This window comes from Sporosarcina aquimarina, assembly GCF_033253705.1.
GTDB classification, from domain to species: Bacteria; Bacillota; Bacilli; order Bacillales_A; family Planococcaceae; genus Sporosarcina; species Sporosarcina aquimarina.
The window spans coordinates 351,996-377,775 of sequence record NZ_JAUBDH010000002.1 but is presented as its reverse complement, the minus strand read 5'-3'; the positions used below and the strand labels follow the sequence as shown (position 1 = coordinate 377,775).

26 protein-coding genes and 1 other annotated feature are annotated in these 25,780 nt (G+C 42.8%); of the genes, 25 read left to right on the top strand and 1 reads right to left on the bottom strand.

Going from position 1 to position 25,780, the window contains the following annotated elements:
• Positions 1-2: 2 nt before the first annotated feature.
• The 18 genes from sigG to pyrE all read left to right on the top strand — a co-directional run bounded on the left by sigG (position 3) and on the right by pyrE (position 16,200).
• Positions 3-788, top strand: a complete 786-nt coding sequence (gene sigG, locus QT716_RS04510) for an RNA polymerase sporulation sigma factor SigG (RefSeq protein ID WP_317934768.1) — start codon at positions 3-5, stop codon at positions 786-788.
• Between the two features lie 70 nt (positions 789-858).
• A complete protein-coding gene (locus QT716_RS04505; protein ID WP_317934766.1) occupies positions 859-1,104 on the top strand; it encodes a PRC-barrel domain-containing protein in 246 nt (81 codons plus the stop codon).
• A gap of 68 nt (positions 1,105-1,172) precedes the next feature.
• Positions 1,173-1,865 (top strand): YggS family pyridoxal phosphate-dependent enzyme, encoded by a 693-nt coding sequence (locus QT716_RS04500; protein ID WP_317934764.1) that lies wholly within the window; start codon positions 1,173-1,175, stop codon positions 1,863-1,865.
• Positions 1,862-2,344: a cell division protein SepF gene (locus QT716_RS04495; protein WP_317934763.1), complete on the top strand. Its 483-nt coding sequence runs from the start codon at positions 1,862-1,864 to the stop codon at positions 2,342-2,344. The genes QT716_RS04500 and QT716_RS04495 overlap by 4 nt, the downstream gene beginning before the upstream one ends.
• Before the next feature lie 19 nt (positions 2,345-2,363).
• On the top strand, positions 2,364-2,654 hold the full coding sequence (locus QT716_RS04490; protein WP_317934761.1) for a YggT family protein: 291 nt from the start codon (positions 2,364-2,366) through the stop codon (positions 2,652-2,654).
• A gap of 68 nt (positions 2,655-2,722) precedes the next feature.
• Entirely contained in the window at positions 2,723-3,499 is a 777-nt protein-coding gene (locus tag QT716_RS04485) for a YlmH family RNA-binding protein (RefSeq protein ID WP_317934760.1), read from the top strand.
• An 87-nt stretch (positions 3,500-3,586) separates the two neighbouring features.
• Positions 3,587-4,093: a DivIVA domain-containing protein gene (locus QT716_RS04480; RefSeq protein WP_317934758.1), complete on the top strand. Its 507-nt coding sequence runs from the start codon at positions 3,587-3,589 to the stop codon at positions 4,091-4,093.
• Positions 4,094-4,145: 52 nt separating this feature from the next.
• Positions 4,146-4,358, top strand: a binding site (T-box leader).
• 79 nt (positions 4,359-4,437) lie between these two features.
• Complete coding sequence (ileS, locus tag QT716_RS04475) at positions 4,438-7,194, top strand: isoleucine--tRNA ligase (protein ID WP_317934756.1); 2,757 nt, start codon at positions 4,438-4,440, stop codon at positions 7,192-7,194.
• A 135-nt stretch (positions 7,195-7,329) separates the two neighbouring features.
• Complete coding sequence (lspA, locus tag QT716_RS04470; RefSeq protein WP_317934755.1) at positions 7,330-7,809, top strand: signal peptidase II; 480 nt, start codon at positions 7,330-7,332, stop codon at positions 7,807-7,809.
• Positions 7,809-8,723, top strand: coding sequence for an RluA family pseudouridine synthase (locus tag QT716_RS04465; protein ID WP_317934753.1), 915 nt, complete (start codon positions 7,809-7,811; stop codon positions 8,721-8,723). Before lspA ends, QT716_RS04465 begins: the two co-directional genes overlap by 1 nt.
• Positions 8,724-8,905: 182 nt before the next feature.
• Positions 8,906-9,469: a bifunctional pyr operon transcriptional regulator/uracil phosphoribosyltransferase PyrR gene (gene pyrR / locus QT716_RS04460; protein ID WP_317934752.1), complete on the top strand. Its 564-nt coding sequence runs from the start codon at positions 8,906-8,908 to the stop codon at positions 9,467-9,469.
• A 28-nt stretch (positions 9,470-9,497) separates the two neighbouring features.
• Positions 9,498-10,811 carry a uracil-xanthine permease family protein gene (locus QT716_RS04455; RefSeq protein WP_317934953.1) on the top strand — a complete coding sequence of 438 codons (1,314 nt, stop codon included), beginning with the start codon at positions 9,498-9,500 and terminating at the stop codon, positions 10,809-10,811.
• 156 nt (positions 10,812-10,967) lie between these two features.
• Entirely contained in the window at positions 10,968-11,879 is a 912-nt protein-coding gene (locus tag QT716_RS04450) for an aspartate carbamoyltransferase catalytic subunit (RefSeq protein WP_317934750.1), read from the top strand.
• Positions 11,845-13,119, top strand: a complete 1,275-nt coding sequence (locus QT716_RS04445; protein WP_317934748.1) for a dihydroorotase — start codon at positions 11,845-11,847, stop codon at positions 13,117-13,119. The genes QT716_RS04450 and QT716_RS04445 overlap by 35 nt, the downstream gene beginning before the upstream one ends.
• A 54-nt stretch (positions 13,120-13,173) precedes the next feature.
• Positions 13,174-13,950: a dihydroorotate dehydrogenase electron transfer subunit gene (locus tag QT716_RS04440; RefSeq protein WP_317934747.1), complete on the top strand. Its 777-nt coding sequence runs from the start codon at positions 13,174-13,176 to the stop codon at positions 13,948-13,950.
• Positions 13,947-14,861, top strand: a complete 915-nt coding sequence (locus QT716_RS04435; protein ID WP_317934746.1) for a dihydroorotate dehydrogenase — start codon at positions 13,947-13,949, stop codon at positions 14,859-14,861. Before QT716_RS04440 ends, QT716_RS04435 begins: the two co-directional genes overlap by 4 nt.
• Positions 14,858-15,571: an orotidine-5'-phosphate decarboxylase gene (gene pyrF / locus QT716_RS04430; RefSeq protein ID WP_317934744.1), complete on the top strand. Its 714-nt coding sequence runs from the start codon at positions 14,858-14,860 to the stop codon at positions 15,569-15,571. Before QT716_RS04435 ends, pyrF begins: the two co-directional genes overlap by 4 nt.
• Positions 15,568-16,200 (top strand): orotate phosphoribosyltransferase, encoded by a 633-nt coding sequence (pyrE, locus tag QT716_RS04425; protein WP_317934742.1) that lies wholly within the window; start codon positions 15,568-15,570, stop codon positions 16,198-16,200. Before pyrF ends, pyrE begins: the two co-directional genes overlap by 4 nt.
• A 359-nt stretch (positions 16,201-16,559) precedes the next feature.
• On the opposite strand, the gene QT716_RS04420 is transcribed toward pyrE, so the two are convergent.
• A complete protein-coding gene (locus tag QT716_RS04420; protein ID WP_317934740.1) occupies positions 16,560-18,251 on the bottom strand; it encodes an Rqc2 family fibronectin-binding protein in 1,692 nt (563 codons plus the stop codon).
• Positions 18,252-18,388: 137 nt separating this feature from the next.
• On the opposite strand from QT716_RS04420, the gene gmk reads away from it, so the two are divergent.
• The 7 genes from gmk to rsmB all read left to right on the top strand — a co-directional run bounded on the left by gmk (position 18,389) and on the right by rsmB (position 25,777).
• Entirely contained in the window at positions 18,389-19,006 is a 618-nt protein-coding gene (gene gmk, locus QT716_RS04415) for a guanylate kinase (RefSeq protein ID WP_317934739.1), read from the top strand.
• A gap of 4 nt (positions 19,007-19,010) precedes the next feature.
• Complete coding sequence (rpoZ, locus tag QT716_RS04410) at positions 19,011-19,235, top strand: DNA-directed RNA polymerase subunit omega (RefSeq protein ID WP_317934737.1); 225 nt, start codon at positions 19,011-19,013, stop codon at positions 19,233-19,235.
• Positions 19,236-19,323: 88 nt separating this feature from the next.
• On the top strand, positions 19,324-20,529 hold the full coding sequence (gene coaBC / locus QT716_RS04405; RefSeq protein ID WP_317934735.1) for a bifunctional phosphopantothenoylcysteine decarboxylase/phosphopantothenate--cysteine ligase CoaBC: 1,206 nt from the start codon (positions 19,324-19,326) through the stop codon (positions 20,527-20,529).
• A complete protein-coding gene (priA, locus tag QT716_RS04400) occupies positions 20,529-22,940 on the top strand; it encodes a primosomal protein N' (protein ID WP_317934733.1) in 2,412 nt (803 codons plus the stop codon). Before coaBC ends, priA begins: the two co-directional genes overlap by 1 nt.
• 26 nt (positions 22,941-22,966) lie before the next feature.
• On the top strand, positions 22,967-23,488 hold the full coding sequence (def, locus tag QT716_RS04395; RefSeq protein ID WP_317934731.1) for a peptide deformylase: 522 nt from the start codon (positions 22,967-22,969) through the stop codon (positions 23,486-23,488).
• Positions 23,481-24,422 (top strand): methionyl-tRNA formyltransferase, encoded by a 942-nt coding sequence (gene fmt / locus QT716_RS04390; RefSeq protein ID WP_317934730.1) that lies wholly within the window; start codon positions 23,481-23,483, stop codon positions 24,420-24,422. The genes def and fmt overlap by 8 nt, the downstream gene beginning before the upstream one ends.
• Entirely contained in the window at positions 24,419-25,777 is a 1,359-nt protein-coding gene (gene rsmB, locus QT716_RS04385; RefSeq protein ID WP_317934728.1) for a 16S rRNA (cytosine(967)-C(5))-methyltransferase RsmB, read from the top strand. The genes fmt and rsmB overlap by 4 nt, the downstream gene beginning before the upstream one ends.
• The last annotated feature ends 3 nt before the right edge of the window (positions 25,778-25,780 follow it).

Sequence of the window (25,780 nt, the reverse complement as noted above, 5' to 3'; positions counted from 1 at the left end):
AGATGGTACGTACAAGAGTGGAAATTTGCGGTATCGACACATCTAGCTTGCCGCTTCTGTCGAGTGAAGTTATGAAAGCAACGTTTATCCGTTTGCAAAGTGGAGATGAATCAGCAAGAGATGAGCTTGTCACAGCCAATTTACGTCTTGTGTTAAGTCTAGTACAACGATTTGCGTATCGTGGAGAACAGGCCGATGACTTGTTTCAAGTCGGCTGTGTAGGTTTACTTAAATCCATTGATAACTTTGATTTAAAGCATAACGTTAGATTTTCAACGTATGCAGTTCCCATGATTGTGGGAGAAATAAAACGGCATTTGAGAGATCATCATTCAGTTCGCGTATCCAGATCATTAAGAGATATTGCGTATAAAGCAATTCGGGCAAAAGAAGAATACATCAATGAAAACCAAAAGGAACCGAGAATCTCTGATTTGGCACGTATGACAGACATTCCAGAAGAGGATATCCTGTTCGCACTGGATGCGATCCAAGACCCGATGTCACTCCATGAACCGATGAATGGTGACGGCGGGGATCCAATCTATATGATGGATCAGCTTCATGATAAAACAGTGTCCGAAGAACGCTGGTTAACGTATGTGTCTATGAAAGAAACTATGACGGAATTAGATAATCGACAACAGCTGATATTATCAAAGAGGTTTTACCTCGGTCAAACGCAAACGGAAATTGCACAAGAGCTTGGTATTTCACAAGCACAAATATCACGACTTGAGAAACAGGCTATTGCTCAAATTCGTGAAGGGATGGAACAAAGTAAGTAACGCAATGCGAATAGCGCATTGCGTTTTTTTTATGTCCCTTACGCATATACTGAGGTAAAGGAGGAGTTTTATGCGCTTTTCTGAATTTCAAAAAAAAGAAGTGATTGATATGCAGCGCGGAAAATTTCTGGGGTTCATCCAAGATGCAGCGATTGACATAAACAGCGGAAAGATCAACACGTTGCATATCGGCGATACAGAGCGATCGTTATTTCTTGAAACGCGGGTTAAGGACCAAAAGCAATTCGGATACGATGAAGTCGTAACGATTGGAAAAGATATCGTACTTATTCAAAAGAAACAGCCAAAAGAGTGACTTATCGTTGATAACTAAGTGTTTGCTTGATACAATAGAACAAAGTATCGAGAAAAGTAGTGATCAATATGGAACCATTACAACAACGCATACAAACAATCGAAGAGAAAATCAGTCAAGCTTGTGAACGGGCAGGAAGAAATCGTGATGATGTTACGATTATTGCTGTCACGAAACAAGTGTCCGAAGAACGCGCACGCGATGTTTTGGATGCTGGAATGCTTCATCTTGGTGAAAATCGTCCAGAAGGACTTCTAGCCAAACAACATGCGATTCCTCAAGGAGCTGTTTGGCATTTCATAGGAAATGTTCAAAGCCGGAAAGTGAAGGATATTATTGAACGAATTGATTACTTGCATTCACTCGATCGAATGAGTATTGCAAAGGAAATTCAAAAACGTGCAGTTGAACCAGTTGACTGTTTTGTACAAGTAAATGTATCAGGTGAAGATTCAAAATCTGGCATGACACCAGAAGAAACGGAAGAATTTGTTTCAGCTTTACGCGATTACGATAAAATACGAGTGATTGGGCTCATGACGATGGCTCCGTTAACTGAAGATCAGGAAGTCATTCGTGATGTTTTCAAAAGACTGCGCATCCTAAGAGATCAACTTGCCGCGAAAAAGATGCAACATGCACCCGTCACCAAATTGTCCATGGGAATGTCTAATGATTACAGCATTGCAATCGAAGAGGGAGCGACCCATGTGCGTATCGGGACGGCGCTCGTCGGTTCGGAGAGTGAGGGAGACGGATGAGTATTAAAAACAAATTCGAGAAGTGGTTCTACCTTGACGAAGAAGAAGCATTAGAAAAGGAAGCAGCAGTAGCAAAGAAACAAGCCCCTGTTCAACAAGAGCGGAACTTCAGTAAGCAGCCAACTGCAAAAAATGCTCCAATGCCAAAACAGAAACGCAAAGACCCTCAATCGACCGGAACCGGGAACATTGTGAGTCTGCAAAGCGTCCAAAAAGCGTCAAAGGTTATTTTAGTAGAGCCGCGCGTTTATGCGGAAGCACAAGACATATCTGAACATTTGACCAACAAACGTGCGGTAATTGTAAATTTACAACGTATCGACCGAGAGCAGGGAATCCGAATCGTCGATTTTCTAAGCGGAGCAGTGTATGCTCTGAATGGAGATATTCAACGCATTGGTACTGATATCTTTCTATGCGTCCCGGAAAACGTAGAAGTAAATGGTTCAATTTCCGACTATATGAATGAAAGAAACTAAATGAGGTGTACCGACTGTAATGTATGCTATATTGAGTCAAGTTTACCAAGTAATTTCGGTAGCAATATCCGTTTACTCCATAGCTCTTGTCATCTATATTTTGATGTCTTGGGTTCCTGCGTCCAGAGACACATCGATTGGAAGATTTCTCGAGAAGATCGCTGAACCTTACTTGGGGTTTTTTAGAAAGTTCATTCCGCCACTAGGAATGATTGATATTTCTCCGATTGTTGCATTAATTGCTTTACGATTAATCTCCGGTGGGATTTTAGCACTGTTTAAAATGATTTTGAAGTTCACTTATTCTTGATGATTTAAGTGATTATAGTTGAACCAATCCTCACGCAGTGGGGATTTTTCTATAAGGAGACGAAAACAATGGATGGCATCTTGCAGCATTTCAGAAAAGAAGAACAGCCTTTTATTGAAATGGCAATGGGGTGGATGAGAGAAGTTGAGGATTTATATTCGCCTAAACTGACTGATTTCCTCGATCCTCGCCAACGTTTTATTGTGGAGTCGGTTGTCGGGGGAAGTGGCTTATTAGTATCAGAAGATGGCGGCTTTTCAGGTGCTGAAAGAAAGCGCATGTTGATCTATCCAGATTACTATGTGCCCACGCATGAAGATTTTCAAATAACGGTGTTCGATGTTAGATATGCATCAAAGTTTTTAACACTTGAGCATCCAATGATGCTAGGCTCGTTAATGGGACTAGGCCTTGACCGATCTAAATTTGGAGATATCCGTTTCATGTCAGGCGACGTTCAGTTTGCTACAGTGACAGAACTTAGCACTTATTTAACGGCGAATTTCACTACAGCAGGCAAAGCGAAGATTCATGTTACAGAATTGACGAATCGTACAGAGTGGATAGAGCTTGAAGAAGTGTGGCTGGAAGAAACTCAAATTATAAGTTCTTTGCGTCTTGATACAGTGATTGCCTCGTTATTAAACGTGTCCCGTCAAAAATCTGCATCGTATGTATCTGGCGGGAAAGTGAAGGTGAACTGGCGGGTGGTAGAACAACCTGCGTTTGAGTTGAACGAATCTGATATATTGTCAATTAGAGGGCATGGCCGGTTTAAAATGATTGCAATTGAAGGCAGGACGAAAAAAGATAAAATTCGTTTAATGACAGGTAAGTTGGAATAATTTTTTCGACAGACTTTAGAAAAAGACAGATTTCTGTTATAGTCAACGATATAACTTATAAAGTTCATCAAAAGGGGAGAGACTTGCATGGCGCTTACACCAATTGATATACATAATAAAACGTTCGGAAGCAGATGGCGTGGATACGATGAAGACGAGGTTAATGAATTCCTTGAGCAACTTATGAAGGATTATGAAAACGTGCTTACGGAAAACAAAGAACTGACACGCAAATTGAAAGAAACAGAAGACCAAGTTTCACATTACAATGCAATTGAAGAAACATTGCAAAAATCTATCTTGATTGCTCAAGAAGCAGCAGAAGACGTGCGTAGAAATTCAACGCAAGAGTCTAAATTGATTATTAAAGAAGCTGAAAAGAACGCAGACCGTATTGTAAACGAAGCTCTTTCACGTTCACGTGAAATCACAATGGAAATTGAAGACTTGAAAAAACAATCTAAAATCTTCCGCAATCGTTTCCGGATGCTGATCGAAGCACAGCTTGATTTAGTGAAGATGGACGATTGGGATGCACTTCTGGAGTATGAAACGGATACGCGCAAGCTTGAAGCTGCAGCCGATAAAGAGTAATCTACACTTGACTTAGTAAGTAAGTTACACCTATAATATGTTTCATATTGAAAGACAGGCGCTGAAAGAGATAGTACTTTTCATAAGACTGCGAACTAGCGAGTCGGGGGTAGTGAGAGCCCGGCTGCAGAATGGAAAGGAAGATCACTCTGGAGCCGGATTGTATTCACAATCCCGGAGCACACCCCGTTATGGTGTTCGAGAGGCAGTCGTTTACAACGGCTGCAACTAGGGTGGTATCGCGAGCACAATCCTCGTCCCTTTTACAGGGACGGGGATTTTTTAATGTTTTATGTTGAAACAACTGTTATTCATGTACTGTTAATTTAAAAGGAGGAATTGGAATGGATTATAAAGATACGTTACTTATGCCGAAAACTGACTTTCCGATGAGAGGCGGTTTGCCTACAAAAGAACCTCAGATGCAAGAAAAATGGGATAGCGAAAATATGTACGCAAAAGTTCAAGAGCGTACAAAGGGAAAACCGACGTTCATTCTTCATGACGGACCTCCATATGCTAACGGTGACCTCCACATGGGCCACGCGCTCAATAAAGTACTTAAGGACTTCATCGTCCGTCACAAGTCCATGACAGGATTCCACGCGCCTTATGTGCCAGGCTGGGATACACACGGCTTGCCAATTGAACAAGCGCTTGTTAACAAAGGTGTAAAACGTAAAGAACACAGCATTGCAGAATTCCGTGAAATGTGTAAAGACTATGCGCTATCACAAATCGACAGCCAGCGTACTCAATTCAAACGTCTTGGAGTACGAGGCGATTGGGAAAATCCATATATCACGCTCAAGCCTGAATTCGAATCCCGTCAAATCAAAGTATTCGGTGATATGGCGAAAAAAGGCTACATCTATAAGGGTCTAAAGCCGGTATACTGGTCACCTTCATCAGAAACTGCATTAGCAGAAGCTGAAATTGAATATAAAGATAAAAAGTCTCCTTCCATTTACGTAGGCTTCCCAGTCCGTGATGGAAAAGGTGTGTTGGATGCAGATGTTAACATTTTAATCTGGACAACAACACCTTGGACGATTCCTGCAAATCTTGGAATTTCTGTACACCCTGATTTCATCTATACAATTGTTGAAACGAAAGGTAAGAAGTTCTTAGTTGCGAAAGATTTAGTTGAACATCTAGCAAAAGAATTGGAATGGGAAGAATACACGATGACTGGTGAATTAAAAGGACGCGAACTTGAGAGAATCACTGCAAGTCATCCGATTTATGATCGCGAATCTCTTGTTATGCTCGGTGAACACGTTACAGCAGACGCCGGTACAGGATGCGTTCACACAGCTCCAGGTCATGGTGAGGATGACTTCTATGTAGCAAAACAATATGGTATTGGTGTACTATCACCTATCAATGACCGAGGTGTGATGACTGCAGAAGCACCTTTGTTTGAAGGACTGTTTTATGAAGACGCGAACAAAGCGGTAACCGAGAAACTAAAAGAAGTGGGAGCACTTGAGAAGCTATCTTTCTTTACTCACTCGTATCCGCACGACTGGCGTACAAAAAAGCCTGTCATCTTCCGTGCGACTGCACAATGGTTTGCATCGATTGAATCATTCCGAGGTGAACTGCTAGAAGCAATCCGCAAAACATCTTTCACACCTACATGGGGCGAAACACGTCTTTACAACATGGTACGGGACCGAGGAGATTGGTGTATTTCACGTCAGCGTGTATGGGGCGTTCCGATTCCTGTCTTTTACGGCGAAGATGAAGAACCGATTATCACAGACGAAACAATCGATCATATCTCTGCGTTGTTCCGCGAACATGGATCGAATATTTGGTTCGAATGGGAAACGAAAGATTTATTGCCAAAAGACTTTTCACATGAAGGCAGTCCGAATGGTACGTTTACGAAAGAAACGGACATCATGGACGTTTGGTTTGACTCAGGTTCAACACATCAAGGAGTTCTTGAAGAGCGCGATGATCTTTCGTATCCAGCAGATCTATACCTTGAAGGTTCTGACCAATACCGCGGATGGTTTAACTCTTCATTAACTACAAGTGTTGCGATTAATGGAATTGCACCATACAAAGGTATTTTAAGCCATGGATTCACTCTTGACGGCGAGGGTCGCAAAATGAGTAAATCTATCGGTAACGTAATTTTACCATCCAAAGTTACCAATCAATTCGGAGCAGACATTCTGCGTCTTTGGGTAGCATCAGTCGATTATACAGCCGACGTACGCGTTTCAGATTCGAATTTCAAACAAGTATCTGAAGTGTATCGTAAAATTCGTAATACGGTTCGATTCCTTCATGGAAACACATCTGATTTCACACCAGAAGCAGACTCAGTGGCATTCGAGGACTTGCGCGAAGTTGACCAATACGTGTATGTGAAGCTTCAGGACTTGATTAGTGAAGTGAGAACGGCTTACGAGCAATACGAATTTGCAACAGTCTATCATGCGATTAACACATTCTGTACGGGTACATTGAGTTCGTTCTATCTCGATATCGCTAAAGACGTGGTTTACATCGAAGCGGCAGATCATCCGCATCGCCGTGCGATGCAAACCGTTATGTATGATTCATTAATTACATTGTTGAAATTAGTTGCACCAATCTTGCCGCATACTGCTGACGAGATGTGGGCATTCTTGGAAAACGAAAAAGAAGAAAGTATTCAGCTTACTGATATGCCGGATGTGCAAGAATTGGAAGCAGCCGATCTACGCACTAAATTTGACCAGTTAATGCTTGTTCGCGATGATGTGTTAAAAGCATTGGAAGAAGCACGAAACAACAAAGTAATCGGTAAATCACTTGAAGCTCATGTTACTGTAGCTGTACGAGAAGATCTTGTTTCACTATTTGAAACAGATACAGTCGACTTTGCTCAATTCTTCATCGTTTCTAAATTCAGCGCAGTAGCTGCATCTGAACTTCCTGAAAACGCGCTTTCCCTTTCAACGGGCAAAGTAGCTGTTGAAAAAGCAGCAGGAGAAAAATGTGCACGCTGCTGGACTATTTCTGAAACAGTCGGAAAGAATACAGAGTATCCAGAGCTGTGTCAACGATGTGCAGACGTTGTAGCACACCATTACGCATAACGAATACTAAATGGCGCTGCAATCCGTCTGTTTCGGGTTAGCAGCGCTCTTTTTCATTCTTTGAAATTAGACTTGCACGGATGCGTACTGGGTATGATAAACTAAACAGGACAGTGCAGGACGGAGGGAACCGGTTTGTTCATTTATTATGGTATTGCGGCGCTCGTGATTATAATAGATCAGCTAACTAAATGGCTGGTCGTAACAAATATGGAAGTTAGGGAACGTATTCCTTTAATTGACCCTTATCTCAGCTTGTTATCACACCGGAATCGTGGTGCGGCTTGGGGTATGTTGGAAGGTCAGATGTGGTTATTTGCCATTGTTACAATTGTCGTCGTTGGCGGCATCGTATATTACTTTCAAAAAGAAGGAAAGAACAATCCGTTATTTGCATGGAGTTTAATGCTCTTACTTGGAGGGGCGGTTGGGAATTTTATAGATAGAATGGTTCGAGGTGAAGTTGTCGATTTTGTCAGCGTACTTGTCCCAGTCATTAACTATGACTTTCCTATATTCAATGTCGCAGATGCATCGTTAACAGCAGGTGTAATACTCGTCATAATTTATTTGTTTTTAGATGAAAAAAAGAACAAGAAAGATAAGGTGGCATAATGGAACAATTTCAATTTGTAATTGAAGAGCAAAATGCAGGTGAACGGATCGACAAAGCGCTTGCAACATTGAACGCGGATTGGTCACGTACTCTTATTCAACAATGGGTAAAAGATGGAATTGTCTTGGTGAATGAAAGCAAAGTGAAAGCGAATTATAAAGTTAAAAATGGGGATGTCTTAACCGTCGATGAACCAGAACCGGAAGAACTGGATATGCCTGCAGAAGATTTAAACTTGGAAATCATTTATGAAGACAGCGATGTACTTGTAGTAAATAAGCGGAGCGGTATGGTTGTTCACCCAGCACCAGGTCATACAACGGGGACACTTGTAAACGGGCTTATGTATCATTGTGATGACCTATCGGGAATCAATGGCATCATGCGGCCTGGAATTGTACATCGTATTGACAAAGATACATCAGGTTTGCTTATGGTTGCTAAGAACGACAATGCGCATACGTCGCTTGTAAATCAACTCGTAGCGAAATCAGTTACGCGCGTGTATACTGCACTTGTGCACGGGCATATTCCACATGATAACGGTACGATTGATGCGCCAATCGGCAGAAATCAAAAAGATCGTCAAAGTATGGCTGTTGAAAACCAAGGGAAAAATGCAGTCACTCACTTTAAAGTACTTGAACGTTTTGGTGATTTCACACTTTTAGAATGTCGATTAGAGACGGGCAGAACTCATCAGATTCGTGTGCATATGAAGTATATCGGACATCCGCTTGCGGGCGATCCGAAGTACGGACCTAAAAAGACGATTGAGTTTGATGGCCAAGTCTTACATGCAGGCACTTTAGGTTTTGTTCATCCTGTTACTGAAGAATATATGGAATTCAAGGCTCCGCTGCCGGAAAATTATGAACAATTACTGAATGAGCTTAGAGCTAAAAAGGGTTGACTGCAGAAACACCAACCTGTATGCTTGTTGTAGAAACTAAATAGCGAACCTTTAACGCCAATCCAGAGAGGTTGGGAAGGATGCACGGTATTTCAGGATGAGCGCTTGCTGAGCGTTTATCGCTGAAATGTATTTACGCACGTAAACCTTCCTGCCTGATAGACGGCCGGAAGGTTTTTTATATGGAAAAGGAGGCGGATGATTTGGTAGAAAAGGCAAATATTCTTGACGAAAGTGCCATCAATCGAGCACTCACACGCATTGCACACGAAATTATTGAACGCAACAAAGGAATCGATCATTGTATTTTAGTGGGCATCAAAACTAGAGGGGCTTTTCTTGCCAACCGATTGGCAGAAAAGATTGAGCAAATCGAAGGTAAGGCAATCCGCATCGGTGAACTCGACATATCACTTTATCGAGACGATCTTGGCATGAAATACGAAAACAAAGAACCGCTTGTTAAACAAGTAGACATTAAGTACAACTTGTCAGATGAGAAAGTAATTTTAGTGGATGACGTCCTTTACACTGGAAGAACTGTTCGTGCAGCAATGGATGCTGTCATGGACTTAGGAAGACCCTCTTCCATTCAACTCGCTGTCTTAGTTGACCGAGGTCATCGTGAATTGCCGATTCGACCAGATTTTGTTGGAAAGAACATCCCGACATCGAGCGATGAACAAGTCGTTGTGAATGTAATTGAATCAGATGGAGAAGATAACGTTACCATCCATTCACGTTAATTGGAAACCGCTTGGAGGCATACTGAAAATGGCACAAAAAGTATTAGACATTCACGAAAAACCAGCAAGCGCAAAATGGCTTGTATTAAGTCTCCAGCACATGTTCGCCATGTTTGGTGCAACGATTCTTGTACCGCAGCTCGTCGGGTTAAGTCCTGCCATCGCATTACTGACGAGCGGCATTGCAACACTGATTTTTGTTGTAATAACTCAAGGGAAAGTGCCAGCATATCTCGGATCTTCTTTTGCTTTCATCGTTCCAATTACAGTAGCGACAAAGACTGGCGGAATTGGCAGTGCGATGATCGGAAGTATGTTTGTTGCACTGGTCTATGCACTTGTTTCCTTGCTAATTTGGAAAACAGGTCATAAATGGATAATGAACATCCTGCCACCCGTTGTTGTAGGTCCGGTTATTATGGTAATCGGTCTGGCCGTTGCACCTACAGCAGTGGGAATGGCGAGCCGAATCGATATTGACGGTGTCTCCACTTATAGTTTGCTTCATTTCTCAGCCGCGATCGTGACATTAGCTGCAGCAATCATTTGTCTTATGTTTTTCAAAGGAGTTATTAGTTTGATGCCAGTCTTGATCGGTATCATTGTAGGATATATTTATTCCGCAGCGATCGGGATTTTAAACTTTAAACCAGTATTAGAAGCAAAGTGGATTCAAGTTCCAGATTTTCTAATTCCGGGTGTGCACTATGACTTCGTTGTCACACCAACCTTGCTCTTCATCATGGTGCCAATCGCGATTGTAACGATATCAGAGCACATCGGACACCAACTTGTTCTTGGGAAAGTTGTTGAGCGTGATTTCATAAAAGACCCAGGATTAAATCGCTCACTGCTTGGTGACGGACTAGGAACGTTAATTAGCGGGTTGCTTGGTGGACCGCCGAAGACGACATATGGTGAAAATATCGGTGTCATGGCAATCACTCGGGTTTACAGTGTTTACGTCATAGTAGGGGCTGCGGTGTTCGCGATCCTCTTCTCATTCATGGGGAAAGTGATGGCACTTATTGCAACTATCCCGACAGCGGTTCTCGGCGGTATTTCAATCTTGCTGTTCGGAATCATCGCTTCGTCAGGACTCAGGATGCTAGTCGACAACCATGTAGATTTTGATAATCAACGAAATCTAGTGATCACGTCTGTCATTTTAGTAGTTGGAATTGGTGGCGCGTCCATCAACTTCAGTGAAACATTCCACATTGAAGGCATGGCGTTAGCTGCAATAGTCGGAGTAGTGTTGAACTTGGTACTTCCTGGAAGAGAGAATAATACGTTAGAAGATGTACCTGAAGAACCATTGCTTGTAGATAAAGACAACTAAATACGTTAGACCTTTTAACATTGTACTGAGAGACAAGGAAAGGTTTATGTGACTAGGTGACCTATTAAATCGGGACACCTGCATACATAAATGGCCTTCCTATATGCTGGGAAGGTTTTTTTAAAACCTTCCCCAACCTAAGAGGAGGACAACAACATGGATAACTTACTAACAATGCAACAATTCAGTGAAGAGAACATTATGGAAATCTTAAATTATGCGGAGTACTTGAAACGGCACGGGATTCGTGAATTGCCCGGGAAATATTTAGTGAGTAATCTGTTTTTTGAACCGAGTACCCGTACAAAGCTAAGCTTTGAAATTGCGGAAAGAAAGTTAGGATTAGAGATTATTCAATTCGATCCAGGGCACTCAAGCACTACTAAAGGTGAAACGTTATTCGACACAGTCAGGACGCTTGAAGCGCTAGGTGTAAATGCGGTGGTCATCCGTCACCCTGAAAAAGAGTACTATAAGCAGCTCGAAGGAATTAAAATTCCGGTTTTCAATGGCGGAGACGGAACAGGGCAGCATCCGAGCCAATCATTACTTGACTTATTTACCATCAAAGAAGAGTTCGGATACTTCCTAGGATTAAACGTAGTGATTGCAGGTGATTTGTCGCACAGCAGAGTCGCTGCATCTAATGCGGAAGCTTTGAGAAAACTCGGAGCAAATGTCCGGTTTGTATGTCCAGACGAATGGTCTGGTGATTATGAAACAAATTCATGTTGGGATCACGTAATCGAAGAAGCAGATGTTGTGATGTTGCTGCGAGTTCAGCATGAACGTCATGATGAACAAATGAGCTTTACTAAAGAAGAATACCACGCACAATACGGATTAACTGAAGAGCGTGCGTCTAAGTTGAAAAAGAATGCCATTATTATGCACCCAGCTCCAATCAACTGGGGTGTTGAAATTGCTGAATCACTTACTACTCATCCGAAATTACGGGTTTATGAAGCTGTTGAAAATGGAGTTTACATCCGCGCAGCTGCAATGGAAATGATATTAAGAGGAGGAAATGTACATGCACAAGCTGCTCCGAAATATTTGGCTATATGATGAAACACAGAATGATTTGAAGGATATTCGAATTCAAGATGGTAAGGTCACAGAGATTGGTCAAGATTTGGAAGCGAAAGACGCAGAAGTGATTGACGGTAAAGGAAATTGTCTCGCACCAGGGTTTGTAGATGTGCACGTGCATTTACGGGAGCCGGGCGGAGAGCATAAAGAAACGATCGAAAGTGGAACGAAGGCTGCTGCAAAAGGCGGATATACAACCATTTGTGCAATGCCGAATACTCGTCCAGTACCAGATACAATTAAGAATATTGAACATGTCAATGAGTTGATTGAAAAGAATGCAGTGATTCGAGTCTTACCATATGCTTCAATTACAATCCGTGAAGCTGGAAAAGAGCGGACTAATTTAGCGGAGTTAAAAGAACACGGAGCCTTCGCTTTTACGGACGACGGTGTAGGAATCCAAGAAGCAGGGATGATGCTCGAGACGATGCAAGACGCTGCAAAGCTTGATATGGCAGTTGTTGCTCATTGTGAAGATAATACTCTAATTTATGGCGGAGCGATGCATGAAGGAATCCGGAATAAGGAACTTGGACTTCCGGGTATTCCTTCTGTTGCAGAGTCTGTTCACATCGCCCGGGATATTCTGCTTGCTGAAGCAGCGGGTGCGCACTATCATGTTTGCCACGTCAGTACGAAAGAATCTGTTCGTGTAATCCGAGATGCGAAGCGTGCAGGTGTCCATGTCACAGCTGAAGTGACGCCACATCATCTATTGCTGACTGAGCATGACATTCCAGAAGATGATGCAGTATGGAAGATGAATCCGCCACTGCGTGGAAACGAAGATCTTGCAGCGCTTCGAGAAGGCTTGCTCGACGGAACACTTGACTTCATCGCAACGGATCATGCACCTCATAGTGCAGAAGAAAAAGCTGCAGGATTCAAGAAAGCGCCTTTCGGCATAACTGGATTTGAAACGGCGTTCCCATTACTTTACACAAACTTTGTGAAAAACGGAGATTGGACATTAAAACAATTAGTTGACTGGTTTGCAAAGAAACCGTGTGACGTTTTTGAACTTCCTTACGGTTCAATCAAAGAAGGATCTATCGCTGACTTAGTGTTGTTGGACCTGAACACGGAGCACGATGTCGATCCAAGTACATTTTTGTCGAAAGGAAAAAACACACCTTTCACCGGTACTACATGCACAGGATGGCCGGTGTTGACTCTTTTCGGCGGTGAAACGGTTTTCTCAGAACGCAACTGATACAAAAAACGATCCAGCTGAAACAGGCAGGACAATTATGAAGGAGGTTCTCGCATGATACTGCAGGATCGAATGAAAGTCTGCTCGACACGCCAAATAGCCAATAATATCATTGAAATGGTTTTAGAAGGAAGTTTAGTGAAAGAAATTACGTCGCCCGGTCAGTTTGTACACATTCGTGTAACGGATACGCTTGAACCCTTACTGAGACGCCCGATCTCAATTGCTTCTTATGATAAAGAAAACGAACAAATGACACTTATTTTTAGAGCAGAAGGTAAGGGAACACAACTGTTAGCTGCAAAAGCAGTTGGTGATACATTGAATGTGCTTGGTCCGCTTGGAAACGGTTTTTCTGCGGATCATTCTGAATCAGGTGAGACGGCATTATTGATCGGCGGCGGGATCGGTGTTCCTCCATTGTATCAGCTTTCAAAAGAGCTGACAGCTAAAGGAGTTAAATGCGTTCATGTGCTCGGATTCCAAACAGCTGCCGCAGTGTTTTATGAGGAGGAATTTGCTGCACTAGGTCAAACACGCATTGTCACAGCGGATGGAAGTACGGGTGAGTCCGGGTTTGTTACAGATTCACTGGCTAGAAATCCAGTCGACTTCACTACATACTATACATGCGGCCCCACACCAATGCTTCATGCAGTTCAGCAAGCATTTCAAGAGCAAAAAGGATTTCTCTCTTTTGAACAACGAATGGGTTGCGGAATCGGTGCTTGCTTTGCCTGTGTTTGTGAAACACAGCAAGGCCAAGATGCAGCATACGTAAAAGTATGCTCAGACGGGCCTGTATTTCCAGCGGGGGTGGTCGCGATATGAATCGATTAGCAGTTGAACTACCAGGATTGTCACTTAAGAATCCGATCATGCCAGCTTCTGGTTGTTTCGGCTTTGGTAAAGAGTATGGGAATCTATACGATCTATCACAGCTAGGTGCGATTATGATTAAAGCTACGACACTTGAAACTCGATTTGGGAATCCAACACCCCGTGTAGCTGAAACGGCTTCCGGGATGTTAAATGCAATCGGCCTGCAAAATCCTGGATTACAACGAGTGATGGAAGAAGAGTTAGCAAGACTTGCAAATCATGATGTGCCCATCATTGCCAACGTCGCCGGTTCAGAAATTGAAGATTATGTAAAAGTTGCTGAAGAAATTTCCAAAGCATCGAATGTCAATGCATTGGAGTTAAATATATCTTGTCCTAATGTTAAGTGCGGGGGAATTGCTTTTGGTACTGACCCTAAACTTGCTTCTGAGCTGACAGCTGCTGTAAAAGCAGTTTCAAGTGTTCCTGTCTATGTGAAGTTATCTCCGAATGTCGCAGATATTACAGTGATTGCAAAAGCAGTGGAAGCAGCGGGAGCTGATGGCATTACAATGATCAATACATTAGTGGGTATGCGCCTTGACCGGAAAACAGGGAAGCCGGTCATCGCAAATGGTACTGGAGGTCTTTCAGGACCAGCGGTAAAACCAGTGGCTATCCGTATGGTGTATGAAGTGAGTAAAGCAGTCAATATTCCAATTATCGGAATGGGCGGTGTCACGGACGCTGATGATGTCATCGACTTTATGTCTGCAGGTGCGAGTGCAGTGGCAGTCGGAACAGCAAACTTTGTTAATCCATTCGTCTGTCCCGAGATTATTCACGCGCTGCCAAGTGTACTCGATGAACTGGGACTTGAAAAAATTACAGACTTAATCGGAAGGAGCCATGCGGTATGAACACATCCCCAATCATAGCATTGGACTTTGAACACCAAGAAGCCGCATTATCCTTCTTAACACCTTTTGAGAGCGGTACGTTTGTCAAAGTGGGCATGCAACTTTTTTACAAGGAAGGTCCTGCGATTGTTTATCGTCTAAAAGAGCAAGGGTTTGACGTATTTTTGGATTTGAAATTACATGATATCCCGAACACTGTAAAGTCAGCGATGACTTCACTTGCATCCGTAGGTGCAGATTTGGTGAACGTCCATGCAGCAGGTGGATCTTTCATGATGGAGGCGGCAGTTGAGGGATTGGAAATCGGAACAGCAGCAGGTAAGAAACGCCCTTCAATTATCGCGGTTACACAACTGACTTCTACTACAGAAGAACAGATGCAGCGAGAACAACTGATTCACAAATCATTGAATGACTCAGTTCTTCATTACGCCAAAATTGCGCAAAGTGCACGGCTGGACGGGGTAGTGTGTTCCGTTTTGGAAGCTGGATCTATCGCAGATTTATGTGGCAGTGAATTTTTAAAAGTGACACCTGGAATTCGACTTGCAAATGATGCAGCGCATGACCAAAAGCGAATCGCAACACCAGCTGAAGCGAAAAAAATGGGGTCAACGCATATCGTGGTCGGCCGCTCGATTACAGGAGCTGCGGATCCACTAGTTGCCTATCAAGAAATTGCACGACAATGGAAGGGAATGGCTGAATGATGACAAAACAAGAAATTGCGAAAATACTATTGCACGTAGGTGCTGTTACTCTAAATCCAGATGAACCTTTTACATGGGCATCGGGTATCCAATCACCAATCTATTGTGATAATCGTCTTATCATGTCGGACCCAGGTGGAAGAAGACGTGTTGCTGAGGGAATGGCCGCTTCCATCAAGGCAAATTATCCAAATACAACCGTAATTGCAGGTACTGCAACAGCAGGGATTCCGCACGCGGCCTGGATTGCTGATATTTTAGGGTTGCCAATGGTTTACGTGCGATCTAAAGCAAAAGGTCATGGCCGCAGCAAGCAGATTGAAGGTAAAGTTAAAGAAGGCGATCGAGCAATTATTGTGGAAGACCTAATTTCTACAGGCGGCAGCAGTTTGACAGCTGCAGATGCTTTGAAAGAAGCAGGGTTACAAGTTGAAGGCGTCGTATCAATCTTTACATATGGATTGGAAAGTGCAGATCAGGCATTTGAAAAAGCAGGGTTATCTTATACGAGTCTTACAGATTTTAACGCTCTTGCTGAAGTGGCAACACGTTCAGGAGCAATCCGCGAGGACTCGGTTGGACCGCTTCTTGACTGGCACGAAAAGTTAAAAACAGGCACTTTGCAATAAATGACGGAAGCTGGCGGATTGCGCTATGCTTCTTTTTTTTATGGAGTTTTGAGTTTCGACAGCATTTGATAAGTGTCGTATCATGTCTAATTTTTAATATGTTTGTAGATTAACAGTGATTCTTGTTGAGATGGAAGGGTTTGTGATGAATTCTGCAAATTATGATCACAATTTGGAGTTTATGAGCATAATATAGGGATTATGATCACATTTACCATGTTATGATCAATTTCAGGATTTTATGAGCAGATTTGAGAAGTTATGATCAGAATCGTCATTTTATGAGCAAATTCGGGGAGTTATGAGCAACTTGCAAATTCGACAAAAAACCAGCATGGCCGGAGCCGTGCTGGTTCAATTTAAGCTTTCAATTGTCTTACGACATCTTCATCAGGCGTCACAAAAATCGTCTTTTGCTCAAAGTAAATGACAAAACCAGGTTTTGAACCGTTTGGTTTTTTCACATGACGAACTTGTGTGAAATCGACAGGCACAGAAGCGGATCCGCGAGCTTTACTAAAGTAGGCAGCGAGCGTAGCGGCTTCTTGAATCGTCTCTTCACTTGGTTCCTCATCGTGAATGACAACATGGGAACCAGGGATATCTTTAGTGTGCAGCCAAATATGATTTCGTGCAGCTAACTTTGAGGTCAGCCAGTCATTTTGACGGTTGTTTTTTCCGACGGAAATTTTGACTCCGGACGTCGATTGGTAAGACTCCGGCATTGGTTTCTTCGGCTTCACTTTCTTCTTGCCCTTACGTGCCTTCATTAAACCAAGTTCAGCAAGCTCATCACGGATTTCGTCGATATCATCAGTTGAGGCTTGCATGACCTGCTGCTTTACCATTTCGAAATACTCAATGTCTTCTTGAGCTTTTTCCAATTGGTTCGCTATTTGGATCAAGGCATTTTTTGCTTTCGTATATTTGGAAAAGTATCGTTGTGCATTTTCGATTACTGTCTTTCGCGGATCAAGCTGAATCGTTACAGTTGTCCCTTGCTCATAATAATTTTCGACTACCGCTTCTTTTTGACCTTTTTCAATCGCATAACTATTAGCAGTCAGCAATTCTCCATATAACTGGAATGTATCCAAACGACCAGCATCTTTACGTTCTTTAGTTAGCTTTTGTACTTTCAATTTCAATTTTGCTATTTCATTATCGAGCCAGCGTTCTAAATCAGCAGCTTGGGCTTTTACCCGCTCTCTAACGGCCCTAGCAAAATAGACTTTGTCGAGCAAGTCTCCGAGTGTTGGATAAACCGTAGCTGGGACTTGTGTAAATTTCAATTCTGCTGCGGAGAATAATAACTTACCATCCTTTTCAACGGTATTCGGATGGAATGGTCCATTGGAAAAAATTCCGACAAACTCCTGATATATTTTGTATGGTGATTGCCCAGATGCATTGGCGATTCTGTACAATAGCTCCTCTGCATGTACAGGAGAAAATCCGGATAACACTTGTACGACAGCTTTTGGTGTGTCAAAGCTAGAAATCAGTTCATCAAAATTTTCTTGAGTCAGTGTAAATGGATTTAGTTTATCTTGTGGCGGAGCTGGGATGTAAGGCTGTCCAGGCATGATTGTTCGGTAACTGTTTACACTTGGAGGCAAGTGTTTCATACTATCAATAATCATCTCCCGTTCAGGATCAATCAGTATGAAATTACTATGACGGCCCATGATTTCAACTATGATGATGCGCTCCATATCATCACCGATTTCATTCTTCGAACGGATGGTGAACTTTAAAATACGATCTGTACCAACTTGTTCAACAGCAGTAATCGTTCCACCTTCCAAATGTTTTCGAAGCGTCATGCAAAACATTGGCGGCTCTTTCGGGTTTTGAATCGTTTCTTCTGTAAATTGTATGCGCGCATAGGAAGGGTGCACCGAAAAAAGCAATTTTCGGTTTTGACCGCCTGCGCGGATAATGAATACGGTTTCTTGCGAGTTCGGTTGGTGGATTTTAGTGATCCTGCCGTTTTCAATTGTTTGTAGTTCGCGTTTCATCGCGGTTGTGAACAACCCATCAAATGCCATATGAATTCCTCTTTCTTTTCGTTTCCTCCATTTTAGCACTACAGCTCTAACATATGGTATAATACGAATACAAACTTCGGATCGTTCTAGTTAGAGGGCTGATTTGAATGGAGAGACTATATTAGATGAGGGATTGCATGTTTAAACAACGAGGACTTTTGATTGTTCTTTCCGGCCCTTCAGGAGTCGGGAAAGGTACTGTTCGAAAAGAGCTGTTTGCTTCTCCGAACACAAATTACGAATATTCCATATCGATGACTACACGGAACCCCAGAGAAGGCGAAGTCGATGGAGTCGATTACTTCTTCCGACCGCGTGAAGTGTTTGAAACACTGATCGAAGAAGGAAAACTTCTTGAGCACGCCGAGTATGTCGGGAATTACTACGGTACACCACTAGACTATGTGAACGAAACACTCGATTCCGGTAGAGATGTTTTCTTGGAAATCGAAGTCGTTGGTGCTGCCCAAGTGCGTGAAAAGATGCCGGACGGGCTGTTCATTTTCCTAGCACCGCCAAGCTTGTCTCACTTAGAACAAAGGCTCGTCGGACGCGGTACGGAAGTTCTTGAAGTCATTGCATCACGCGTAGCTAAGGCTCGCGATGAACTTGAAATGATGGATTTGTATGATTATGTAGTGGAAAATGATGAAGTAACAAAAGCGTGTGACCGCATTAATGCCATTGTCACTGCTGAGCATTGTAGAAGAGAACGCGTTGAAGAACGCTATTTAGCCATGTTGGAAGGGGAATAAGACTATGTTATATCCGTCTGTAGATTCATTAAAAGAAAAGATCGACTCGAAGTACACACTCGTCTCACTTGCTGCAAAGCGTGCGCGTGAAATGCAGGAAAAGAAAGATGAGCAATTGGTTTCTTACAAATCACACAAAAATGTGGGGAAAGCACTTGAAGAAGTGGCGGCTGGCTTCCTGAACAAACGGAAAACAGATGATTCCATAGTCTACGAAGACGAAATTTAAACGATTTTAGTTGAATACACATATGGATGGCTCCCTTAGAAAACGTACTTTCTTTGGGAGTTTGTCATTTTAAGAAAGGATGAAAGCCATGTTATCCGGTAAAAAAATACTGCTTTGTGTCACGGGAGGCATTGCAGTCTACAAAGCAGTTGCGTTAGTTAGTAAATTGAGTCAATCGGGAGCTGAAGTCAAAGTCGTCATGACTCGCTCAGCAATGGAGTTCGTTCAGCCATTGTCATTCCAAGTGATGTCTCGAAACGACGTTTATTGGGATACGTTCGATGAAAAGGATTCATCCGTCATTGCACATATCGATCTAGCTGATTGGGCAGATCTCATTATTGTTGCTCCGACTACTGCAAACTTCATCGGAAAACTGGCGAATGGCATAGCAGATGATATGCCTTCAACTTTATTACTAGCGGCAACAGCACCTGTTTGGATTGCTCCCGCTATGAATGTACATATGTACGAACACCCTGCAGTTCTTCGAAACATCGACCGTCTGTATGAAGATGGCTATCGATTCATCGAACCTTCTGAAGGTTTTTTAGCATGCGGGTATGTAGGAAAAGGACGTCTTGAAGAACCTGAGCGTATTACTGAATTAGTGGTATCTTTCTTTAATGAATCTAGAGTATTACCTTTGGCTGAAAAAAAAGTGGTTGTAACGGCAGGACCGACATTAGAACGAATTGATCCGGTACGTTACATTTCAAACTTTTCAAGTGGAAAAATGGGGTTCGCCATGGCAGAGGCAGCCGTTGAAATGGGAGCTAAGACTGTACTGATTTCAGGTCCTGTTTCACTTGAGCCACCTAAAGGGGCAGAACTGATTCGTGTTGAAAGTGCCGAGGAGATGCTGCAAGAAGTTGTAAACCAGTATGCAGATGCAGACTATGTAGTGAAGTCTGCAGCAGTTGCTGATTATCGTCCAGCAGTAGTGCACAATCAAAAAATGAAGAAAAAACAAGGAGCGTCTTCTATAGAACTAGAGCGCACAACTGATATTTTAAAAACATTAGGAGAGCAGAAAACTTCGCAGTGTCTGATTGGTTTCGCGGCGGAAACAACAGATGCGATTTCATATGGGAAAGGGAAGTTAGAGTCTAAAAATCTGGATTGGATTATTGTCAATGATGTAACAGACCCTGGCGGCGGGTTCGGCAGTGATACAAATGTTGTAACGCTTCTATCCCGTTCAGGCAGAGAGCGGCGTTTCCCAGCGATGGAAAAGAAAAAACTAGCTAAACAGCTCCTTGAAACGATTGTACAAGAAGGACAAAAGCATTAATGTTTGCAGAAGTTATTGTAGATGTCGCTGCATATCCGATAGACCGTCCATTCGATTACAAAATTCCAGAGTTGTTTGAAGGATTTGTGGAACCAGGCATGCGAGTAAAAGTTCCGTTTGGCCCACGTAAAGTAGTGGGATATGTAGTCGATGTGAAAGGTGAAAGTGAACTAGCGGAAAATAAGATAAAGCCACTCGAAGAATTAATCGATTTTGATGCGATTCTGTCGCCCGAATTGCTAGAGCTGTCTAAATGGCTTGCAGAAGATACGCTTGCCTACAGGATTGAAGCTCTTCAAGTAATGCTGCCTGCAGCAATGAGAGCAAAGTACGAAAAGTTCATTCAAGTTGAACAACTGGACGCTATAACTGAACCGGATTTTTTAACTATGTTAAAAGGGCGAGACCGCGTACCGTTAAAATACGCGGATTCACCTATATTATTGAAACAGCTGAAGGCCTATGTGAAAAGCGGTGCTGTGCAAGTCGATACACTAGTGAAACAACAAACCGCTATGAAGAAAGTGCGTATGATTCATATAGTGAAGGCACCAATTCTAGAAGAGTTATTAAACTCTTTAAGTAAACAAGCTGTGAAGCAGCGAGAACTGGTGACCTGGATGATTGGTCATGCAGGTGAATCGATTGAAGCTGGCAAACTGTTGAAGGATGCTGGTGTGTCCGCAACTGTATTAAAGACGTTGATCGACAAAGGAGCTGCTCATGAAAAGAAAGTAGAAGTATATCGTGAGCCAGAAGTTGTCCAATTACGGGAAACGGCTGTTCCGACTCGGTTAACTAGCTATCAGCAGTATGCTGTTGATGAAGTTCTTCATGCGTTTCATAAAAAACAAGATACAACTTTTTTGTTGCATGGAATTACAGGAAGCGGAAAAACAGAAGTGTACTTGCGCACAATTGAAGAAGTTCTATCCAAGGGACAGGAAGCAATTGTACTCGTACCGGAGATTTCACTAACCCCTCAAATGACTTCCCGTTTCAAAGAACGCTTTGGTGACCAAGTTGCAGTGATGCATAGTGCTCTTTCTGCTGGAGAGAAGTACGATGAATGGCGCAGAATTCATCGCAAAGAAGTAAAAGTAGTCGTTGGTGCGCGTTCTGCAATATTTGCACCTTTTGAAAAACTGGGCATTATTATATTGGATGAAGAGCATGAATCGACATACAAACAAGAAGACTTACCGCGCTATCATGCAAGGGACGTTGCTATTTGGCGTGCGAATTATAACGGATGTCCTGTCGTGTTAGGAAGTGCAACACCGGCACTTGAATCGTATGCCCGAGCATCGAAAGGTGTTTATCAGCTATTGGAACTGCCGAAACGAGCGAAGGAACAAGCGTTGCCCACGGTGAATATTGTTGATATGCGTGCGGAATTGCAAGAAGGAAACCGTTCCATGTTTTCGGTGTCTTTGGCGGAGGCAATTCGTGAACGATTGGATCGACACGAACAGACAGTTTTGTTTCTGAACAAACGCGGATTTTCATCGTTTGTTTTATGCAGGGATTGCGGAACAACCATCCAATGTCCAAATTGCGACATCTCTTTGACGTACCACCGCGCTACCGAAAATTTGAAATGTCATTATTGCGGGCATGAAGAACGTGTTCCAACGATTTGTCCAGAATGTGAAAGTGAGCATATTCGTTTTTTCGGAACGGGGACTCAAAAAGCAGAAGAAGAGATTGCGAAACTATTCCCTGAAGCACGGGTATTGAGAATGGATGTTGATACAACCCGTCAAAAAGGTTCACATGCCCGTTTGCTGCAAAAGTTCAGCGAAGGACAAGCCGATATCTTACTTGGGACACAAATGATTGCAAAAGGGCTCGATTTCCCGAACATTACGTTAGTAGGAGTACTAGCTGCAGATACGACGCTGCACTTAGCAGACTTTCGCGCAGCGGAAAAAACGTTTCAGCTATTGACGCAAGTAAGCGGAAGAGCGGGCCGCCATGATTTGGCGGGAGAAGTATTTGTTCAAACGTATACGCCAGAACATTACGCGATTGAACTTGCCAAAGCTCAAGTGTACGAGCCTTTTTATCATATGGAGATGAGTTCAAGAAAACAATTCGGTTACCCTCCATTCTTTTATATCGTCAATATTCAATTTAGCCATGAAGAGTTAATGAAAGTCGTCGATTATGCAGAAAAAGCAGCCCGCTTTTTAGCGGAAGGTCTTAGTCCTGAAAGCGTCATTATAGGACCCACTGCATCTGCAATTAGCCGTGTGAATAATAGATATCGCTATCAATGTTTGATAAAATACAAAAAAGAACCAAAACTTACCGAAACGCTGCAAGCACTCATTCGTTTTTACCGGACGGATTGGATCAAAGATGGTTTGCAGCTTTCTGTCGATAAATCCCCTGTCGTTATTTATTAACCAGGAGTGAGAAAAGAGGAATTTGTTTGACTGTATTAGAAATTGTAAAGTATCCTGCTGAAATACTTGAAACGAAGACTGCAGAAGTAACGAAATTTGACCGGAAATTACACAAGCTTTTAGATGATATGCTGGAAACGATGATTTCAGCGGACGGGGTAGGCATTGCTGCGCCGCAAGTTGGCCATTCCATACGCGCTGCAATTGTGGATATCGGCGAAGGAGACGCACCAATAGAACTCATCAATCCAGTCATTACAGCAATTGGCGGCGAAGATGTCGATTTGGAAGGTTGCTTAAGCTTTCCAGAATTATATGGTGAAGTAAAACGACCATTTTTCGTGCGTGTTGAAGCGCAAGAGCGGGATGGTTCACTATACGAAATTGAGGCAGAAAGTTTTGAAGCCCGTGCCATCATGCACGAAATCGATCACTTAGACGGTATCCTGTTCAACACTAAAATCAGTCGTATTGTAGATGCTTCTGAGTTCAATGAATTGGACGAGGAACTTGTAAAGCTCGGAGAGGATGGAGAAGACATTGAGTAAATTATTGTTTATGGGAACTCCTGATTTTTCAGTTCCGATATTACGCATGCTGCATGAAGAGGGATATAACATTGTAGGTGTCGTTACACAACCTGACAGACCAGTCGGAAGAAAACGTGTATTGACACCACCGCCAGTAAAGGCTGAAGCTCTCCGACTAGGTCTTCCTGTTATTCAGCCTGAGAAGCTGAAAGGGTCAACTGAATTAGAGAAAATTAAAGAGCTAGCACCTGACTTGATCGTCACAGCTGCGTTTGGTCAACTATTGCCGAAAGAACTGCTCGATGTCCCTGAATTAGGTTGTATCAACGTTCATGCATCCTTGCTGCCCGCTTATAGAGGAGGCGCTCCTATCCATCAAGCAGTGATGGATGGATGTGCTGAAACGGGTGTCACCATAATGTATATGGCTGAAAAGCTTGATGCAGGTGATATTATTTCGCAGGCTGCCGAACCTATCTTGGCAACAGACGACACGGGCAGTATGTTTGAGAAGCTATCACGAACTGGGGAACTTCTGTTGAAAGAAACGTTACCCTCAATTTTAGAAGGTACGAATGAACGAATTCCGCAAAATGAAGAACTCGTCACTTTTGCCAAAAACATTTCTAGAGAGCAAGAACGAATCGATTGGAACCGCTCTGGAATCGATATTCATAACCAAGTAAGAGGACTTACTCCTTGGCCGACCGCTTATACAACATTTGCGGATGAAAACGTAAAGATTTGGAAGACTGAAGTTGTACAAAGTAATGCGGACGGAAAACCAGGAGAGATTCTGGAACTGACAAAAGATCAAATCATTGTAAAGTCAGGCGATGAAAACGCTGTAGTAATCACCGAATTACAGCCTTCAGGTAAAAAACGAATGACATCCGCAGTGTTCTTAAATGGTTCAGGCGGACAGTGGAAAAAAGGAGACCTTTTCCTATGACAGCAAAGAAGAAAATAATGATGCAGGGGAATGTCCGCGATGCGGCACTTTCCATTCTGCTAGAAGTGAGCCGTAACCAAGCGTACAGTAATCTATTACTGACTAGGACGATGAAATCCTATGCAATTAAAGAACAGGATAAGCCGTTGTTAACCAATTTAACATACGGCACGTTACAGTATCGATTGACGCTGGATTATTATCTAGCCCCATTCATCAAAGGAAAACTCGATGATTGGGTCCGTGAATTGCTGCGTATGTCGTTGTACCAAATCGTTTACTTAACAAAGATTCCTCCCCATGCTGCAGTAAATGAGGCTGTGGAAATTGCCAAAGTAAGAGGACATAAAGGAACAACAGGGCTAGTAAATGGAGTGCTTCGATCAGTATTGCGTCAGGGAGTCCGATCACTGGATGAAATCACGGACGGAATTACGCGTTTATCCTTGGAGACAAGTCATCCGGAATGGCTGATCCGACGATGGGTGGATCAGTATGGCATGGATACAACTGCAGAAATGGCACGTGCTAATAATGAACCGCCATTGAATACAGCACGCGTCAATATCGCGCAGACAACTGTTGAAAAAGCGATGCATCAGTTAAAGAGTGAAGGTGCAAAAGTGGAGTTAGGAAAAGTGGTGCCTGAAGCAATCCATTGTCATTCAGGAAATATCGCGAAAACCTATACGTACACGAAAGGCTGGCTCACTGTTCAAGATGAAAGTTCAATGCTTCCTGTCTATGCACTTGACGTGCAGCCAGGCATGAAAGTGCTCGATATGTGTGCAGCGCCTGGTGGGAAAACGACACAAATTGCTGAGCATTTAGCAGATACAGGAGAAGTTCACGCACATGATTTGCATGAGCACAAACTCGAATTGATCGAAGAGAATGCAGAGCGACTTGGGTTGAAATCGATTTGGACTTCAAGCGGTGATAGCCGTGAACTCGGGTATACGTATGAACCGAACACATTCGATCGTATTTTAGTGGATGCACCATGCAGTGGACTTGGTGTCATTCGAAGAAAACCTGAAATCAAGTACAATAAGACAGAAGCCGACCTGGAATCACTTACGAAAATTCAATCAGAATTGCTGGAAGTGGCATGGACCCTTCTTAAACCGGGCGGTAAAGTAGTTTACAGTACATGTACAGTAGATAAAACTGAAAACGATGGTGTTGTTCTTCAATTTCTGGAGCGACATCCTGAAGCTGAAAAACTAGTCCCTGAATTTTTCAAAGAGGCAGGATTATCGACGCCAAATGGTATGCTCCAAGTATTGCCTCAACATTTTGGCAGTGATGGATTCTTTGCTGCAACTTTACAAAAACCGGCAATTAGTGAATAACTA